Origin of the sequence: Marinithermofilum abyssi, assembly GCF_014641195.1 — a bacterium.
Taxonomy (GTDB): Bacteria; Bacillota; Bacilli; order Thermoactinomycetales; family DSM-45169; genus Marinithermofilum; species Marinithermofilum abyssi.
In genome coordinates this window covers 86,195-102,326 of record NZ_BMHQ01000003.1, presented here as the reverse complement: position 1 = coordinate 102,326, position 16,132 = coordinate 86,195, and the positions used below count along the sequence as shown (strand labels likewise).

General features: G+C 50.3%; 19 protein-coding genes and 1 pseudogene. 7 read left to right on the top strand and 13 right to left on the bottom strand.

Features of this window, described 5'->3' with window-relative positions; translation table 11 throughout:
- Window positions 1-6: 6 nt before the first annotated feature.
- From ald to IEW70_RS04890, 5 genes are all read right to left on the bottom strand, one after another.
- A complete protein-coding gene (gene ald / locus IEW70_RS04910) occupies window positions 7-1,140 on the bottom strand; it encodes an alanine dehydrogenase (RefSeq protein ID WP_188646820.1) in 1,134 nt (377 codons plus the stop codon).
- 103 nt (window positions 1,141-1,243) lie between these two features.
- On the bottom strand, window positions 1,244-1,723 hold the full coding sequence (fur, locus tag IEW70_RS04905) for a ferric iron uptake transcriptional regulator (protein ID WP_188646819.1): 480 nt from the start codon (window positions 1,721-1,723) through the stop codon (window positions 1,244-1,246).
- 104 nt (window positions 1,724-1,827) lie between these two features.
- A complete protein-coding gene (gene spoIIM, locus IEW70_RS04900; protein ID WP_188646818.1) occupies window positions 1,828-2,466 on the bottom strand; it encodes a stage II sporulation protein M in 639 nt (212 codons plus the stop codon).
- An 85-nt stretch (window positions 2,467-2,551) separates the two neighbouring features.
- Window positions 2,552-3,733, bottom strand: a complete 1,182-nt coding sequence (locus IEW70_RS04895) for an endonuclease Q family protein (protein ID WP_188646817.1) — start codon at window positions 3,731-3,733, stop codon at window positions 2,552-2,554.
- On the bottom strand, window positions 3,730-4,275 hold the full coding sequence (locus IEW70_RS04890) for an NUDIX hydrolase (protein WP_188646816.1): 546 nt from the start codon (window positions 4,273-4,275) through the stop codon (window positions 3,730-3,732). Before IEW70_RS04890 ends, IEW70_RS04895 begins: the two co-directional genes overlap by 4 nt.
- A gap of 222 nt (window positions 4,276-4,497) precedes the next feature.
- Between IEW70_RS04890 and IEW70_RS18410 the strand changes: the two are divergent.
- From IEW70_RS18410 to IEW70_RS04875, 3 genes and pseudogenes are all read left to right on the top strand, one after another.
- Window positions 4,498-4,704, top strand: a pseudogene (locus IEW70_RS18410) (thioredoxin family protein); the annotation flags it as partial.
- A gap of 226 nt (window positions 4,705-4,930) precedes the next feature.
- Window positions 4,931-5,347, top strand: coding sequence for a hypothetical protein (locus tag IEW70_RS04880; RefSeq protein ID WP_188646814.1), 417 nt, complete (start codon window positions 4,931-4,933; stop codon window positions 5,345-5,347).
- Between the two features lie 326 nt (window positions 5,348-5,673).
- Window positions 5,674-6,591 (top strand): class I SAM-dependent methyltransferase, encoded by a 918-nt coding sequence (locus tag IEW70_RS04875; protein WP_188646813.1) that lies wholly within the window; start codon window positions 5,674-5,676, stop codon window positions 6,589-6,591.
- On the opposite strand, the gene IEW70_RS17780 is transcribed toward IEW70_RS04875, so the two are convergent.
- Window positions 6,494-6,961, bottom strand: coding sequence for a zinc ribbon domain-containing protein (locus IEW70_RS17780; protein ID WP_229751851.1), 468 nt, complete (start codon window positions 6,959-6,961; stop codon window positions 6,494-6,496). The two genes, IEW70_RS04875 and IEW70_RS17780, sit on opposite strands and share 98 nt — an antisense overlap.
- A gap of 269 nt (window positions 6,962-7,230) precedes the next feature.
- On the opposite strand from IEW70_RS17780, the gene IEW70_RS04865 reads away from it, so the two are divergent.
- From IEW70_RS04865 to IEW70_RS04855, 3 genes are all read left to right on the top strand, one after another.
- Window positions 7,231-7,665 (top strand): ArsI/CadI family heavy metal resistance metalloenzyme, encoded by a 435-nt coding sequence (locus IEW70_RS04865; protein ID WP_188646812.1) that lies wholly within the window; start codon window positions 7,231-7,233, stop codon window positions 7,663-7,665.
- A gap of 66 nt (window positions 7,666-7,731) precedes the next feature.
- Entirely contained in the window at window positions 7,732-8,067 is a 336-nt protein-coding gene (locus tag IEW70_RS04860; RefSeq protein ID WP_229751832.1) for an ArsR/SmtB family transcription factor, read from the top strand.
- The gene (locus IEW70_RS04855) at window positions 8,067-8,564 is read left to right on the top strand and encodes an arsinothricin resistance N-acetyltransferase ArsN1 family A (protein WP_188646810.1); all 498 of its coding nucleotides are present in this window, start codon (window positions 8,067-8,069) and stop codon (window positions 8,562-8,564) included. Before IEW70_RS04860 ends, IEW70_RS04855 begins: the two co-directional genes overlap by 1 nt.
- 71 nt (window positions 8,565-8,635) lie before the next feature.
- Here IEW70_RS04855 and arsC read toward each other — a convergent pair whose 3' ends face one another.
- The 4 genes from arsC to IEW70_RS04835 form a co-directional block, all read right to left on the bottom strand.
- On the bottom strand, window positions 8,636-9,055 hold the full coding sequence (arsC, locus tag IEW70_RS04850; protein ID WP_188646809.1) for an arsenate reductase (thioredoxin): 420 nt from the start codon (window positions 9,053-9,055) through the stop codon (window positions 8,636-8,638).
- 2 nt (window positions 9,056-9,057) lie between these two features.
- Window positions 9,058-10,119, bottom strand: a complete 1,062-nt coding sequence (gene arsB, locus IEW70_RS04845) for an ACR3 family arsenite efflux transporter (RefSeq protein ID WP_308423128.1) — start codon at window positions 10,117-10,119, stop codon at window positions 9,058-9,060.
- 24 nt (window positions 10,120-10,143) lie between these two features.
- Window positions 10,144-10,467, bottom strand: a complete 324-nt coding sequence (locus tag IEW70_RS04840) for an ArsR/SmtB family transcription factor (protein ID WP_188646808.1) — start codon at window positions 10,465-10,467, stop codon at window positions 10,144-10,146.
- 592 nt (window positions 10,468-11,059) lie between these two features.
- On the bottom strand, window positions 11,060-12,196 hold the full coding sequence (locus IEW70_RS04835; RefSeq protein WP_188646807.1) for a DUF3866 family protein: 1,137 nt from the start codon (window positions 12,194-12,196) through the stop codon (window positions 11,060-11,062).
- 185 nt (window positions 12,197-12,381) lie between these two features.
- On the opposite strand from IEW70_RS04835, the gene IEW70_RS04830 reads away from it, so the two are divergent.
- Entirely contained in the window at window positions 12,382-12,975 is a 594-nt protein-coding gene (locus IEW70_RS04830; protein ID WP_188646806.1) for a hypothetical protein, read from the top strand.
- A 45-nt stretch (window positions 12,976-13,020) separates the two neighbouring features.
- On the opposite strand, the gene IEW70_RS04825 is transcribed toward IEW70_RS04830, so the two are convergent.
- The 3 genes from IEW70_RS04825 to IEW70_RS04815 all read right to left on the bottom strand — a co-directional run bounded on the left by IEW70_RS04825 (window position 13,021) and on the right by IEW70_RS04815 (window position 16,115).
- Complete coding sequence (locus IEW70_RS04825) at window positions 13,021-14,139, bottom strand: M20/M25/M40 family metallo-hydrolase (RefSeq protein ID WP_188646805.1); 1,119 nt, start codon at window positions 14,137-14,139, stop codon at window positions 13,021-13,023.
- A 123-nt stretch (window positions 14,140-14,262) separates the two neighbouring features.
- Window positions 14,263-14,403: a hypothetical protein gene (locus tag IEW70_RS04820; protein WP_188646804.1), complete on the bottom strand. Its 141-nt coding sequence runs from the start codon at window positions 14,401-14,403 to the stop codon at window positions 14,263-14,265.
- A gap of 182 nt (window positions 14,404-14,585) precedes the next feature.
- Window positions 14,586-16,115 carry an acyl-CoA carboxylase subunit beta gene (locus tag IEW70_RS04815; RefSeq protein ID WP_188646803.1) on the bottom strand — a complete coding sequence of 510 codons (1,530 nt, stop codon included), beginning with the start codon at window positions 16,113-16,115 and terminating at the stop codon, window positions 14,586-14,588.
- Between the last annotated feature and the right edge of the window lie 17 nt (window positions 16,116-16,132).

The following is a 16,132-nucleotide window of genomic DNA, read 5'->3' as shown; positions in this document are numbered from 1 at the left end:
TGACCCTTAACCCAAGATCGGCTCGCCCATCACTTCATCCAGGGATTGATAAGGCAGGTTCAAACTGTCCGCCACGGCTTTGTAGGTAACCACTCCGTTGCAAACGTTGACCCCCCGTGCCAGCGGACGGCTTTCCTTCAGCGCCTGCTTCAGCCCCAAATTGGCGATGCGTGCCGCATAAGGAATGGTGACATTGGTCAAAGCGTAGGTGGAGGTACGCGGGACAGCGCCCGGCATATTGGCCACCGCATAGTGAACCACGTCATGTTTGACATAGGTGGGATCACTGTGTGTGGTAACGCGGTCAATCGTTTCAATCGAACCGCCTTGGTCAATGGCGACATCTACAATGACAGAGCCCGGTGACATGGATTTCACCATTTCTTCCGTCACCAGTCGCGGGGCCCGGTGTCCCGGAATCAAGACAGCACCGACCAAAAGATCCGCTTTCTTCACTGCTTGTCCGATGTTATACGGATTGGACATGAGTGTCCGCACCTGCCCGCGGAAGATATCGTCCAATTGCCGCAAACGGTCCGGATTGAGGTCCAGCAGCGTCACATTGGCACCCAGACCCAGAGCCATCTTAGCTGCGTTGGTACCCACTACACCGCCGCCGATAATCACCACTTCACCCGGCAACACCCCGGGTACGCCTCCCAACAGGACACCTTTGCCACCTTTGGGCTTCTCCAGGAATTGGGCCCCGATCTGAACAGACATCCGGCCTGCCACTTCCGACATCGGTGTCAGGAGGGGCAGAGCCCCGCTGTCCAATTGAATCGTTTCATAGGCGATGGCAATCACTTTTTTCTCCATCAAGGCGCGGGTCAATTCTGGTTCCGGAGCCAAATGAAGATAGGTAAACAGAATCAGGCCATCACGAAAATATTTGTACTCGGAAGGCAGGGGTTCTTTCACCTTCAGCACCATTTCGGCCGTCCCCCACACCTCTTCTGCACTCGACACGATTTTGGCGCCGTGCTCAGTGAACTCTTCATCCGGAAAGCCGCTCCCCAGGCCGGCACCGGATTCGATCAGGACCTCGTGCCCGGCACCTACCAGAGCATCCACCCCGGCAGGAGAGATGGCTATTCGGTTTTCATTATTTTTTATCTCTTTGGGTACACCGATCTTCATGATGCACTCCTCCTTTTCCATCCTATATCATACCACCTAAAGCGCTTTCTTCATACAACATAGCCCATGTCAGAAAATAAAAAAACGCGAGATCTTCCTGATCTCACGTTACTTTCGATCCCACCAGCTTTTTGGGGTCTTTCACCCGACCTTTGCACCGGCGGCAAATGCCGTGAAAGGTCAAGCGGTGATCAATAATTTGAAAGTCAAACTCTTTTTCCACCCGCGCTTCGATCGGCCCCAGCCAATCATCGATGATTTCATCCACGGTTCCGCAATTGAGGCAAATGAGGTGGTGATGGTGATGTTCCGCTCCTTCCGCCCGAAATTCATAACGGGTGACACCATCACCGAAATTTAACTTATGAATGATTTGCAGGTCGCTGAGCAACTCGAGTGTACGGTATACCGTTGCTAACCCGATTTCTGGTGCTTTTTCCTTCACCAACAGGTAGACATCTTCCGCGCTCAGATGATCTTCCTCATTTTCCAAAAGGACGCGGACGGTCGCTTCCCGTTGGGGGGTCAATTTGTAATTATGGGCAGACAATTGCTGCTTAATTTGTTTTACTCGTTCTTCCATGACCGCACCCCCCTACACTCTTGCCCTCATTATATGAAAGGAAGTTGCACAAAGTCAAACTATTGACAAAGAGTATCACTTGATAATTATTTTTAAAAGCAGCATCAATGAGGGATGACCGTGCGCATTAAAGCCGGTGAAATATAGGCTTCAAAGAATGCAGCGAAAATAAGAACCAGCGCCATGGAAGTCACCAGGATCGAGTAGGACAAAAACTGAGGATAAATCGTACCTCTTCGCTGAATCAGCCGGTTGCGCGCCAAAAGCATGGAGAAAGCAGTACCTGCCACTGCTACAATGATCAATGCCGGAACCACCAACAGATTGTGGGGGACCACCGACATAAAAGCGAACCAAAACCCGTCCCAGGAAAGCTGATTGACCAGAAAGCCGACCGTAAATCCGATCACCAACCCTTTGAGGAAGATCATCAGGAAGATGAACGGCATGCCAATCACAGACACCCCGAGAATCCACATCAAACCGATGGTTTTAAAATGGTCCCCCAAGGAATGCTGAAAAGCCACCTTGGGCTCCGCAATCGTTTGTTGGTCCAACCCCTTAAAAAAATGCCCCAGATAGCCGAGCAGGTTTTCTTTTTGTACCGGAGACATCGTGTTCACAATCACCGCCCCGAAAATCACACCCATCATAAAGAGCACCGTTACAAATAGATAGAGAGATTTTTGGTTGTCCAAGTGCAGCTGAACCGAACGGCCCCATTTGTTTTTATTGCGTTTCACTTCATTCCCTCCTTGTCCGCTCTCAATCTATCTCTATGAGCGGCAAGGAGAAAGTAGACTAGTTTTTCTATTCAAATGGACAAGTTCATTGCAGCCGGTCCATCTGCTTTACTTTGCCGTAGGTGCCGCCGCCGCCTTCTTCAATCTCCAGTCGGCGTTCCCGAGCCAGTTCAATGTGGCGGGCGATCGCCTCCCCGGCCGTGTCTGCTATTTCAGCAATAGGAGCCCGATGTAAAACTTCCATTTCCGTTCCGAAACGGTTCAACAGCTTAGCCAGGGTTTTGGGGCCCAGTTTCGGGATAAACTCCAGCGGTACCTGGTACACATAAGGAGGTCGGTGGGACGGCGATTCCGTTTCAGACTGGCCGATGTCGCCGATGCGGTCCGATACCCCGCGCACCACTTTGGTACTGCCGCAGTATAAGCATCTCGGTTTTAGTGAGGGCAACAACTCATCGCAGTTCAAACAGCGGGTCCGGTAATATTTTCCCAGTTTGGGATGGAGTCCATAGTTGGCTGCTACTCGGCGCCCGTCCTGCCGCAGCAGCGCTTTTCGCAATTCGGCAAAGGTAGCCGATTGAACCTGGATCTCATTGTACTCCCGCGCGATTTTCGGCAATGAATGGGCGTCCGAGTTGCTCACAAAGGAAAACAAAGCCAACTCAGGAATCCGGTCGGCCATGGAACTGTCTGCCGACAGGCCCAGCTCCACTGCCGCCAGCTTCTCCGACCGAAACAAGTCGGCCATGCGATCCACCGCACTGCCGTACACACTTTTAAACGGGGTGAATACGTGGGCAGGGATGAGCAGCCCCCCGTAAGCTTCCACCCGATCTTCCAACTCCCGGATCTCCCCGTGATAGCGCTGAGTGCTGAGCTGGATGTTTTTCATATACCGGGAAATCCATGTGCTGAAGGCTTGCATTCGTTCTAAATCGGGAAAATAAGCCAATACATGGGCAGGGCCGGTATCCGTTCCTTTGACTTCCAACTCCATTCCCATGATCACCGTGGTTCCCTCGAAACGGATCCCCCCCTCCGACAGAGCCTCATACCGTCCCGCATCCAGCCCGCGGGCGATTTCCTCTTGCACCGGCGGCGAATGGGCATCGATAATGCCGATCATCTGAATCCCCTTGCGGCGAGCCGCCTCCTGCAAAATCGCATCAAAGGTAAGATTGCGTGCCGCCGTTATTTTCACCGGCAGCCCGCTTTCTGTCCGTCCGATATGAATATGCAAATCCGCAAAAACAGACTCCAGCATCATGACGAGATCAGAGACCGGTTCTGCCAGATGTAAAGCGCGGTCACTGTCTTGGCATCGTGAATCTCTTCCTTCTTTAACCGATCAAAAGCCTCTTCCATCTCCAATTCTACCACTTCCACAAATTCATCAGGGTCAGCATGGGCTTCGCCTGCTTTCAACCCACGGGCCTCGTAAATATGGATGATTTCATCCGCAAATCCAGGAGAGGTATAAAAGGAAACCAAGGGATGAAGGGACTCTGCGCGGTATCCCGTTTCTTCTTCCAGTTCCCGGCGGGCACATTCCATCGGGTCTTCCCCGGGTTCCAGCTTGCCTGCCGGAATCTCCAGGATCGTTTTCTCCAAGGGCTTACGGTATTGTCGGACCAAGACCAGTTTGTTCTCTTCTGTCACCGCCAGTACAGCCACTGCACCGGGATGTTTGACGATTTCCCGGGTAGAGGTGTTTCCATTCGGCAACTCCACCTCGTCTACTTGCAAACGAATGATTTTTCCATCAAAGATCGACTTGCTGGCAATCGTCTTTTCTTCCAAACGCCTCATGCGGAACGCCTCCTTTTCTCAACATCTCATTATATCACTTGCGAAAAACAGCCAAAAAGATGGGCAGGAAGCCCCCTAAGCTTTACCCTAAGGACTTAACAATGAAAAGGTGATTCAAAGTGGTCAAATCCATTAGTAGCGCCGATTATGATGGCGTTGGTTCAAAATGCAACAAAGCCCGTTATTCTTGAATTTGGTGCCGATTAGTGACCGGCATGTCGTCAATTGAGACCGGTGGTCTCAGAGGTTGCAGAACAGGAAACAGAAGTTGATTTTTATTATGTGGATGTCGATCGGAATGCGGAACTTGCGGACAAGTTCGGAATACGAAGCATCCCGACTCTGATTAAAATCAAAAATGGGAAAGAAACGAATCGTTCCCTGGGATTCATTCCCGAGAATCAGGTCAAAGAATTCGCCCACTCTTAAATACAAACAAAATTCCTGAAACACAGGCTCACGCAAATAACCAGCGTGGGTCCATTTTTTATTTCACCCGGCAGTGAATATGGGGATCCACGTAAACAAACCGTTTGTCATATGTGCTGACATTTTATATATATTTGTTCAAGTATGGTAAAAATTGTTGACTTTTTAATCATTAGGAAATATATTAATTCTTGCCTATATTAAAACTAGAAGGAGGATGTAAAGAGTGAACAGATTGGTAGTCACTTTTGTTGCAATCTTTGCTGTAGTGTTTAGTTTTGGTATACCTAGTTATGCGGATACATCTTATGGAAACACTTGGTTTGCTACAGAAGATGGCAAATGGGATAAGACAATTGCAACAACTACTACGGATACGAATGTACGTATTACACTTGGGGATCTGTGGAGAGTGAATAAAAGTACAGGTGAAAGAATTTATTATGCCAGCGACTTCCTTCCGCTAGATGGGAGGCTTTGCAGCGCGTCTACAGGCAATTGTACCTCCTATAAATCCTTTAACGACCCTACCTTTGGATACATCCCATTCACCAATATGAAGCCTGGAACTTACTATCTCGATGTCATTGATTATGAGACGGGATACACTTATGAAGGGTATGTGTCTGCTCTTGTGTATTAATATGATAATAAAACAGCCCACCAATCGGTGGGCTGTATAGCTGAACAACGTTGAAACACCGGCTCACGGAGGTATCCAGCGTGAGTTTCTTTTTTATATTTGACCTGGGAACGAATTCGGGCTCAACATGAACAAAATTTCGATCCTTATGCGTCATTATCTGCTGTGCTATTTGATAAAAGGCTATCCGCGCTTTGGAGTGGATACCCAAATTCACCACACCGCAAGGACGTTACTGCCCCTCTTCCCAAAGCGATCAACCAACCTGATTCTTTACGATACGCGTTACTATGATACATGGTAGAACAGCATTAGGGAGGAATACGATGGACGAAACCAAAATTAAACGAACTGCACTGATGAGCGCCTACCTTCGAGCCCACCATGTTGTGTACGCAACGCCTAAAATCTTTGACGATTTTATCGCACCTCGTTTACTAACCGAAGAAGATTTCGTAGCGTTTGATAACGTAATGACGACCGCACTACCAATGGTTGACCCAAAGCGTGCGGCTCAGAGTCCCGACCGGGTGGATGCAATCGCATCTATGGTACAATTTTACTTTCCGACTTCCCTCTTTCTCAGTCGTTCGAGATATACGGAAGATCACCTAAAAGCAGATATTCGGCAAGGGGTGACACAATATGTCATTCTCGGCGCCGGAATGGATACCTTTGCGTTTCGGCATCCTGATTTACGTCAGAATTTCCAAATCTTCGAGATCGATCACCCCGCTACGCAAGACTTCAAGCGAAAGCGCCTCGCTGAGCTAGGGTGGGATATTCCATCTAATCTACATTTTATTGCGGTCGACTTTATGAAACAAAAACTAGACACGGAATTGGCGAACACATCATATGATCCAAAAGCGCCCACCTTTTTCAGCTGGCTCGGCGTAATTCATTACCTACCGCGTGATGTGGTTTTTCACACACTCCGAACGATCGCAGACATCAGCCCCGCAGGTAGTAAGATCATCTTTGATTACTGGGATAATGATGCGTTTATTCCCGAAACAGCCGCAGCACGTGTGAACATTATGCAAGCAATGTTGCGTCAGGCGGGCGAGCCTATGGTGACGGGACTCGATCCCTCCACCCTCGCCTCGGAACTCGAATCGGTAGGCTTACACCTGGTGGAACATCTCAGCCCATCGGATATCCAGGACAGATATTTTCAGAATCGTTCGGATGATTACTACGCGTACGATCATGCATATTTCGTAAAAGCAATGGTGGAGTGACTTGCTCCGCACGGCTAAAGCACCCCAGGGGCACTTCCTGCGGGCCGTGGGCTTCTCGCTTCATTTGGCGTGGCAACCCACATCCATCCACGAAGGCTTCGTCCAAGCCTAGAAAAGGTTTAGTTCTAGTCCCGTATCTCGGTTCAGGAACGTATCCAATCGCTTGATGTAGGATATTTCTTGCGGCATTGACATCTCTGTAGGCTACATATCCGCATGAGCAACGATGGGTACGTTCTTTTAATGTCTTCTTTACGATCCGACCGTACTCCGAGCAATCAAAGTTCCTACAAGTACTTTCCCCTTTGTTCTTAAACCTACAACGCCCGTTAGTGCGTGGAAAAACCGAGCAAAACGAACGAAGTTCCAATTCCAAAACAAATTCGGTCTATCCAAAAAATCTCCTCACCGCTTAATTAATCAATTTTTTTCGATCTTTGTTAACGAATCAAAAATTATTGATATATTATCATATCAACAAAAGTTGATCTGAGTTGGGGCTCATGCACAATGACTACTAATGAAACAATTGGCGCAAATAAGCAGGAAAGAAGTATCCGCAGTATGTAAAACGTCCATGTTGCTTGCTGCGCCTGCACCACCTTGGTGCGAATAACTCTATGCGAAGGGAAAATGAAAATGATTCTAAAGCCTCATTTAGCTATTAATGTAAAGGATTTGGATGCATCGATTGAGTTTTACCGCCACCTGTTTGGGGAGGAACCGGTAAAAGTTCGCCCGGGTTATGCAAAGTTCGATCTGGATGAACCTCCCCTGAACTTTACCTTGAACGAGGGCGGCGTAACGACCGGGGGAATAAACCACTTGGGGATCCAAGTAAGCTCCACGGATGAAGTGGTTGCTGCCAAGAAACGATTGAAAAACGCCGGATTGGCGTCCTTTGATGAAATGGATACGACCTGTTGCTATGCTGTTCAGGACAAAATCTGGGTGACCAGCCCGGACGGTCATCGCTGGGAGGTTTTCTTCGTAAAGGAAGATGCGGATCATTTCGGACAGTCGCCGGACATTCGGGAATCCGGGAACGCTTGTTGCACCCCCAAACAGGCATAACCCCTTCATCGTAAAACCTGGGCGATGCCCGGGTTTTCCCCTTGTTCAAGGAAAGGAGTGAACCTTGTGGCTTGCTGCACTAATGAACAATTATCTCTGATCGCCCGAGCATTGGCGGATCCGATCCGGTATCAAATCCTCGACCTGATCGCCCGAGGAAGCACAGAGGAACCTCAACAATGCTGTACGACCGAAATGTGTGTCTGTGACATCCAGGAAGCCTTGGGGCTGAAACAGTCCAAGGTATCGTACCACCTGAAAGAGCTGAAAAATGCCGGCTTAGTGCATGAACGAAAACAAGGGAAATGGAACTACTATTCCATCAACCAAGCCATGCTAAAAGCCTTCTGTGAAGAACTCTCGCACCGCTTCCATTTGACCGACGGGATGGTGACTTCGTAATGGATTCTTGGACGATCCGCAAGGTACAGGAAGAAGATTGGCCACAGATCCAAGCGATTTATAACCAAGGGATCGAAGATCGGATTGCTACTTTAGAGGAACAGCCGAAGAGTTTGGAGGAAGTAAAAGCGTGGTTGCAACAACGGCCCTCCCGGTATGTTGTATTGGTGACCATCTATGAAGGAGAAATTCGCGGGTGGGCCTCGTTGAATCCTTTTTCCCATCGTTGCGCCTATACGGGTGTGGCGGACCTTTCCGTCTACGTAGACCGTCAGTGGAGAGGCAGAGGCGTCGGCTCCCGACTATTAACAGCCTTGGAAGCCCATGCCCGAACCCATGACTTCTACAAAATCGTGCTCTATACGTTCCCCTTTAACGAACTAGGGCAAGGATTGTATCGGAAACACGGCTTCCATGAGGTGGGAATCTTCCGGAACCAGGGGATTTTAGATGGCCGTTTTGTAGACGTGATGGCCATGGAGAAGCTTCTCACATAAAAAGAGCCGCATTTCATTTTGCGGCTCTTTGTTCGTTACAGGTACTTCAAATGCAAGGCTTATCTACAGCCTTATCTCGTTTCTTGTGCGAACTGGCGGATACGTTCTTCAATTTCATCCCGTACCCGCCGAAATACATCCCAAACTTCTTCTTCGGAGCCTTTGGCTTTCGCTGGATCGTCAAAGCCCCAGTGCTGCCGGTTAACGTGGGGTGGTGTCATGGGGCATTTATCGTTGGCATCCCCACACAGGGTGATAACGTAATCCGCATTGTTTAATATCTCCAGGTCAATGACATCCGACGTTTGGGTCGAAATATCAATCCCTTTTTCTTTCATCGCCTCGACCGCTTTGGGATTGAGTCCGTGGGCTTCAATTCCGGCGCTGTAGACATCAAATCGGTCACCGAGAATCTTTTTACCGAACCCCTCCGCCATCTGACTGCGACAGGAGTTGCCGGTGCAGAGAAAATAGATCGTCTTTTTGCTCATCCTTATACCTCCTGAGCTTGTTGGGTTTGAAAGTATTTCCGCTGGAACCGGAATGCTACGTTGACCAACCCGATGAGGACAGGCACCTCCACCAACGGACCGATCACCGCGGCAAAAGCAGCACCGGAGTTGATCCCAAAGACACCGATGGCCACGGCAATCGCCAGCTCAAAGTTGTTGCTGGCAGCGGTAAAGGAAAGGGAGACGGTTTTCGAATAATCTGCTCCCACCTTCTTCCCCATATAAAAGGAGACGAGGAACATCAGAACAAAGTAAATCAAGAGAGGGATCGCGATTTTCACTACATCCAGCGGCAGCTGCAATACCAGTTCACCCTTGAGGGAGAACATGACAATGATGGTAAACAGGAGCGCAATCAAGGTGAGTGGACTGATCACCGGGATAAACTCTTTTTCATACCATTCCCGCCCTTTCGCTTTCACCAAAACGAGACGGGTAATCATTCCCGCCAAGAACGGAATTCCCAAGTAAATAAAAACGCTTTCGGCCACTTGCCCCATGGTGACGTCGACAACAGCCCCCTTAAACCCGAGCCAATCCGGCAACAAGGTGATGAAAATGTACGCATACAAGGAATAAAAAAGGACTTGGAACAAGGAGTTGAAGGCGACCAGGCCGGCAGCATATTCCCGGTTGCCCTGGGCTAAGTCATTCCACACAATGACCATCGCAATACAACGGGCCAACCCGATCAAAATCAGTCCCACCATATATGCCGGCTCGTCCCGTAAAAAGACAATCGCCAACAGGAACATCAAAATGGGACCAATAATCCAGTTTTGTACCAGAGAGAGTCCTAGAATCCTGAAGTTGCGAAAAACTTGTCCCAACTCTTCGTACCGGACCTTGGCCAGCGGGGGGTACATCATGAGGATCAATCCGATGGCTATCGGGATCGAAGTAGTCCCTGCTTGAAAGCCTGTGAGAACCTTTACCATCCCCGGGAAAAGGAAGCCTGCACCGATCCCAACGATCATGGCGAGAAAAATCCACAACGTTAAATACCGATCCAGAAAAGAGAGTCTTCTCATTACGTTGCCCATAAATACACATCCTTTCGTTTGTGTTTAATCGCAAACGACCTTTTGCCCATTGGTCTTCAACTCCTCGATCTTCTCACGAAGATCCGGGAATGTGTCCAAAACAGCATGGATGTATGGGTAAAGGGATCCGTCCAAGGAGTAGAAAATCCATTTGCCTTGACGACGTTCCTTCACCAATTTGGCGTTTTTCAGCTTCCGGATATGCTGAGAAACGGACGGTTGAGAGATTCCCAAGATCTCTACCAACTCACACACACAGAGATCTTCGACTTTCAAAAGAGCCAAGATTTGAATCCGCGTTCGATCTCCCATCGCCTTGAAACATTCCGCCAGTTGCTCTGCGTCCATCACCATCACCTCATAGTTATATAAGCATATGTCTATATGTCTTGTCAAAATGAATGATCTCAGAAGAGATCGTTATTCGTGTGGAGGGATCGTAGCGAACCTTGATTCCGCCAGGATTGCGGCTAGGATTTCGGATACTCAGGCATCGATAGAAGTGACTTGCTCCATACAGCTCAAGCACCCCAAGGGCACTTCCTACGGGCGCCGTGGGCTTCTCGGATCATTGGGTTCGGCAACCCGTTATTCTCTCCTGAAGGCTCCGTCCAAGCCTAAGAAATGCTGAGCCTCACAGGTACTAAGCATAAAACGGTACAGATGAGGGGTACAATAATATCAAATGTCCAACATGATCTGGGATTCTATCCATAAACAAAAGACCTCAACGCTCTTCTAAAGGGCGTCCTTGTAAAGGTCGAATACAGAAAGGAACCTCACCAAAAAGAAGTAATTTTTGATCTAGCATATTCCCCCTACCCCAGAAAAGGAAGGAACTTAGGTTACATGCGAATGAATATGGGTCCCCAGCAACTCCGTATCGTCGGAAAAGGGTGGCAAGTCCGGGCCATCCTCCGTCAACTGAGCCGTCATCCGATTACTTTACACGAGCTATTGCTTCGTCGACAGAAAAGCCGTCCGTAATGTCTTGCCACAGGTTCCAAGTGATATCCGCTGCACCGGCAACCGTGATAAAAAATAATGCATCCTCTTCCACCGACCGGCCCATCGTCGTCACTTTCAGGGGGTATTTCTGCAATGCCCGGGTGATGGATTCCTTCCCCACATGGGCAGCCACCCAATGATGCGGCTGGGTAATCTCCCTTTTTTGTTGTTCCAGAAGAGCGGTGAGTTCACCTGATTGCACAGGAAAAGGAACGATCGCCGATACCAAAGCGATGTGCCCCAAGTTGCGCTGTGTATGATGACTAATCCCCTGGTGACGCTTTCTCCCGTCCCCGCTGTGAATACGGGGAATCGCCACCGGAATCCCCCCCAAGCTATGTACGGCATTGATGATCTGTCCCTGTTCCACCCCCGAAAACCCGTAAGGAGTCCCAGTTCCCACGATTCCCGGTCCCATGGATACAAAAATGAGATCCCCTTGCAGCGCCCATCGCGCCAACAACAGAGCCGAGTATATGTTGACCGCCTCCACATCCCCGCCAAAGGCATGTCCGGCAGTCACCGTTCCACTCAACCACTCCTGTTCCCGCAAGACAGCAATATGCTGACTCAGATGGATAGGGAGTGCTCCTCCGTCTGTCATCACATAAATCACACGCGGTGCCTGTTGACAATCCTGTGCCTTATGATGCCACCAAGCAGCCACTACCGGCAGCATGCTGTGCAGCTCCCCAATCAGCACAGGTGTCCCTTGAAGAGAGGCCATTTCTTTGATCCGGGCATGATATGGACTCGACGGTTCCTCTCCGCCCAGCACCGCCACTTGAAACGGCGTATACCGAAGCTTCATGATGTGTCCTCGCAGCGATTGCGAAGCGGGTGCTTGATCAACCCAGCCTGCAATAAAGTGGTGCCCCCCGGTCCCCAATTCCAGGTCAACTGCGGTGGTGTTGAGCCATACTTCATCCCCCTCCTGAACCTTTCCCATAAGAAAGGGATAGTGGATCGCAGGAGACTCCTTTCCTGTTTCCTCTTTTATCCACACGCGTTGATACCCTTGCCTCTCCTCCAGGATTTTTTCCACCCGGCCTTTATTCCAATGAATCATCCAATCCCTCCCGTTGGTGGTTCTTCGGGAGAAGTATGCATATTTTACGGCAAACATGACTCTCGCTGAGTGAAATATATCCGCTTGCCTTTGACACAGAATAATCGTTACCGACAACTCGCACGATTGAAGTTGGTTAAGGGATAGACTTTACTTCAGACTTCCAACCCAACGGGAGGATCACCATGAGCAGAATCTCGAAATATGCCGTGCTGTTGTTATTATCGGGGATACTCGGAGCTTTGGGCTGTCAAACACAAGAGTCTGCGGCAATAAGGAAAAGCGAAGATCTGAAAAAAGAAACACAGCTGCCCGAGGAAAAAGCCGAGGAGATGCATTTTCAAATGAACCAGCCGTCTCCAAAGAAAAAAGTCCGGCCTGTAAAGCCGGATCAAACTGCTATAAAAACGTACATCCAACAAACGGATCAACGCCTGGATACCTACTTCAACCTGAAAGAGGAATTCAACACCGTTTTCCCGGAGTACTCCGAATTTAATCCGGAACAAGGGAGAGTGCTGTTTCAAAAACTAAAAGCTTTTAATCATCGTCCCGTAACAAAAGCACCTGCCGGAACACCCAAGGACTTAGCACTATTCTCCGGGAAGCTGCACGCCGGTATTACCAATCAGACATATACATTGTTGACCATCGTCGAGAATTATCTGCGGTTTCACAACGACAAGGCATACCGGGACCGGGAAAAGTGGAAGAACGATTTGAACTTTACGGATGTCATTGACACCTACGAAAAGACGAAAGCTCGGCTGGGGTACTGATCAAAAAAAGACCGCTGACGCGGTCCTTTTCATATCACGGTGTTACTATTCCCGGGAAGCCTCAATCAGTGCCAACACCAGCTCGGCTGTTTTTTCCAGCTCCCCGATCGGCATGCGTTCGTTCGTGGTATGAATATCTTCATACCCGATGCCCAGGTTGACCGTGGGGATTCCGTAACCCGCGATCACGTTGGCATCGCTGCCGCCGCCGCTGGCCAGCAGATTCGGGGTGCGGCCCACTTTTTTCACTGCCGCCATAGCCTTTTGCACTACTGTATCCGACTCATCGAACTTGAACGCAGGGTACATCTTAATTACTTCTACCTCGGCTTTTCCATGGAACTCAGCCGCCGTCTCCTCAAAAGCAGTCACCATTTTCTTCACTTGCTCGTCCAGTTTTTGCTCATCCCGACTTCGGGCTTCGGCTACGATCTCCACCCGTTCCGGCACCACATTCATCGCGGTGCCGCCTTGGAAACGGCCAATGTTGGCTGTCGTCTCTTCATCGATCCGCCCCAGCGGCATTTTGGAGATGGCTCGGCTGGCGATTTGGATGGCGCTGACGCCGTCTTCCGGGTTTACACCGGCATGGGCTGCTTTGCCGTGGATGGTGACATTGAGGCGTACCTGAGAGGGCGCGGAAGTGATGATGTCTCCCACCGGGCCGTTGGAATCGAGGGCAAACCCGAAATCAGCTGTCAGCAAGCTCTGATCCAGATGCTTGGATCCTACCAGACCGGACTCTTCCCCGGCTGTGATCACCAATTGGATCGTGCCATGGGGCAGCTCTTTCTCTTTCAGCACACGGATACCTTCCAACAACGCTGCCAATCCGGCCTTGTCATCGGCTCCCAGAACAGTCATGCCATCCGTCACGACATACTCTCCATCCACTTTCGGGTTGACACCTTTCCCAGGCGCCACCGTATCCATATGGCTGGTGAAGTAGATTTTGGGAGCTTGATCGACATTCCCTTTCAACGTAGCGACAAGGTTGCCGGCACCGTGCCCCGTTTTGGCGGCGGAATCGTCCTCCACCACATCAAACCCCAAACCGGTCAACTTTTCCTTGAGCAAGTCGCAGATTTCCCGCTCTTCTCCGGTTTGACTATCCGTTTTTACTAACTCCATAAACTCTTCCAACAAACGCTCGCGATTGACCAACACAGTCCCCTCCTATGTATGTCGCTTTCCTTTGCTGCTGTTCAGCTGCAACTCCTGCAATCATGAACCGGATCATACGAGGTGCCCATCCCGTATCACCCGCTAGTCTCGGCATTCCGGATCCTAACTTCGTATCACTTCCAGCGCCTCGATATATAGGAGCTTCTTGGACTGAAAGGTGCCGGGAAGAGACTCGCTCTCCACCCTTGCTTTTTGGATGCCTTTCCGGTTTCCAACAGCGGCTGCCGCCCGTCGGTCCTCCACCGAGAATCCTCGCGGGGGTTCCGGATAAAGGTGACCGAATATCCGCGCAACAAACGCCACTTCCGCCGAGGCTGCAACCGAATCCGGGAACGAGTACCTCCAGTAAAGGAGACTCCATTCCGTTGCACAGACGGCCCGATCCAACGTACCGCAATCGGTTTCTGTTTCATTCGCCCCACCTCTTACAGCGGAATATTACCGTGCTTTTTCGGCGGGCGGGATTCCCGTTTGTTCCTCAGCATCTCTAACGCTTGAATCAGCTTTTTACGGGTTTCCCGGGGGTCAATGACATCATCCACCATCCCTTTTCCCGCAGCCACATAGGGATTGGCGAATTTTTGCCGATACTCTTCGATTTTTTCCGCACGGGTCAGAGCCGGATCTTTACTTTCTTGAATCTCCCGGCTGTAAATAATATTGGCAGCCCCTTCCGGTCCCATCACCGCCACCTCCGCACCGGGCCAGGCATAGACGATATCTGCTCCGATCGCCTTGCTGTTGAGTGCCACATAGGCACCTCCGAAGGCTTTGCGGGTAATGACCGTAATCTTGGGAACCGTGGCTTCCGAATAGGCGTACAAAATCTTGGCGCCGTGACGGATAATGCCCCGGTGTTCCTGATTGACTCCCGGAAAGAAGCCGGTTACATCGACAAAGGTGACCAACGGAATGTTGAAACAGTCGCAAAACCGAATAAATCGGCTCAATTTATCCGAGGAGTCGATATCCAGTCCGCCGGCCATCACTTTGGGCTGGTTGGCGGCGATGCCGACCGGACGTCCGTCGATGCGTCCGAAACCCACTACGATATTGCGGGCGAACTTCTCATGAACCTCCATAAACTCCCCATCATCCAGGATCAGATCGATCACCCTACGTACATCATACACCTTCGTTCCCTCAACGGGAACCACTTCCGCCAACTCCTCCCGCCAGTCATCCTCTTTTTTAGCGTAGATCCTGGGCGGGTCTTCCGTATTGTTTTGCGGAAGAAAACTGATCAACCGCCGCACCTCATCCAGGACTTCCGGTTCCGTCGGCGCCGTAAAATGGGCATTGCCGCTGATTGTGGAGTGAACAGCGGCACCGCCCAGATCTTCCGGCGTAATCGTCTCCCCCGTCACTGTTTCGATCACCTTGGGGCCGGTAATAAACATCTGGCTGGTGCCTTCCACCATAAACACAAAATCCGTGATCGCAGGAGAGTAGACAGCCCCGCCGGCACAGGGACCCATGATGACGGAGATTTGCGGAATTACTCCGGAATAAATACTGTTTCGGTAAAAAATATGCCCATACCCGTCCAGGGATACAACCCCTTCCTGGATCCGAGCTCCTCCGGAGTCGTTCAACCCGATGATGGGGGCTCCGTTTTTCGCCGCCAGATCCATAATCCGGGCTATTTTCAGTGCATGCATCTCCCCCAGGGCGCCGCCAAAAACGGTAAAATCCTGAGCAAACAGATACACCGGACGCCCATGTATCTTGCCGTAACCGGTCACTACCCCTTCACCGGGCGCTTCCCCGTAGTCTGCCGCGGTGTTTTCCACAAACGGATTCAGCTCCACAAAGGTATCATCATCCAAGAGCAGCTCAATCCGCTCCCGGGCGGTTAATTTCCCCTTGTCATGCTGGGAACGGATTTTTTGCTCTCCCCCTCCCAATTCCACTCGTCTGCGTTTGTCTGCCAGTTCATCGATTTTCCGATACATAGGTTCCTCCTGCTTCG